This window comes from Cohnella laeviribosi DSM 21336, from assembly GCF_000378425.1.
Taxonomy (GTDB): Bacteria; Bacillota; Bacilli; order Paenibacillales; family Paenibacillaceae; genus Cohnella; species Cohnella laeviribosi.
Genome location: NZ_KB899904.1, coordinates 1 through 1,352 on the forward strand (window position 1 = coordinate 1; position 1,352 = coordinate 1,352).

The following is a 1,352-nucleotide window of genomic DNA, read 5'->3' on the forward strand; positions in this document are numbered from 1 at the left end:
GGATAGGCGATCCGGTTGACAAGACTCCCGTTGCCTTGTAACGTACTGCACTAAGCGTGTCTACATAGCGTGCCATTTCGCACAACTGAACTTGTGCGACATATCGACATAATGCGACATATTGCAGCATAATTATGTAAATTCTGATATGAATATAACATGCAAAAGATTGGTTTTCAACGATTTTCAATCATATTTCACCTAGAAGTGCCCCGCATCGCTACAAATTTCGTCGAAAATTCGACGAAATTCTTGTTTTGGCGACAATTTCTCCCTCTTGCCGTGCGCGAGCGCCGATCCCCGAAACGCGTTCTAGAGCACTTCCTTCAGGCAGTCTTCAACGAAATCCGGAGCCGCTTTTTTGATCTGTTCTACCGTGTGAATATACTGTTGGGTCGTATTGATGTGCGAATGTCCCAATGTCTGTTGAACCTGTTGAAGAGACGCTCCGTTTAGCAAAGCCAGAGTCGCATTGGTGTGCCGCAACCAGTGAGGCGTGACTTTCTTGGATAAATTGGCCTTTTTCCGGGCGTTTTCGATGATCCGTTCCACCTGACGGGTGCTCAGCGGAAACACTTTGCCGCTGCTCCCCTGTTCCTTGCGGTATAAAAGGAGCTGGTTCCAGAGCATGTCGGGCACTTTCACTTCCCGCGCTTTCCGGCCTTTTCCGTTCATCACGGTCAACCAAATGGAAGTTCCCATGGGATCGGTATGAAAATCGTCCCATTCCATCGAAACCAATTCGGAAACTCTCAATCCAAGCAAAACCAACGTCAGGCCGATCGTATAATCGCGAAGCGTCGATTGGTTTAATTGGTGCAATATTTTCGCGACTTCGTTCCGGGTTAGAAAATGACGGCTGCTGCTGTTCGACACCCTCGGCTTCTTGATGACCGCCGCCGGATTGTGGGGAAAACATTGAATGTTGGGACTGTTTCCCCACTTATAAAGGGAACGAAGAGGGGCCAGCAATACGGAGACCGTCGCCGCGGAATATTGGCGATTCTGTCGTTCATCCCTCTTGAGCAGACTCAGCTTATAAAGCTCGATATCCCTCCAAGTCACGTCTTTAAGTCTTTTTTCCCCGATAAAGCTTTGAAATCGTTCGATCGCATACTTGTAATTTCGCAAGGTGTAACGGGAATGGTGATGGGTGGCCAAAAACATGCTGACAATTTCTTCGTCCGTCAGTTCCTCCTGCGTTTTCTCGATTGGCTTCACAATACTCTGTTTCATCTGCGTCCCTCCTGTTGTCGAACAAGTTCAGTTGTGCGACCTCCATTATCCTATTACCCATTATCCCAACGATCAATCGTTCTCATACGCCGAAATCATCTTGTAACAATTGTATT

At 47.5% G+C, this 1,352-nt stretch carries 2 protein-coding genes; both read right to left on the minus strand.

What is annotated here, in order from left to right; all coding sequences use genetic code 11:
• A partial coding sequence (locus tag F560_RS26130; RefSeq protein WP_211214145.1) for a hypothetical protein occupies positions 1-190 on the minus strand: 190 nt, incomplete at its 3' end.
• A gap of 122 nt (positions 191-312) precedes the next feature.
• Positions 313-1,236 (minus strand): tyrosine-type recombinase/integrase, encoded by a 924-nt coding sequence (locus tag F560_RS0122065; RefSeq protein WP_019004771.1) that lies wholly within the window; start codon positions 1,234-1,236, stop codon positions 313-315.
• Between the last annotated feature and the right edge of the window lie 116 nt (positions 1,237-1,352).

Bases quoted from the DNA above. Each gene is read 5' to 3' on its own strand.
- F560_RS0122065 (WP_019004771.1), bottom strand. From the start codon at position 1,236: ATGAAACAGAGTATTGTGAAGCCAATCGAGAAAACGCAGGAGGAACTG.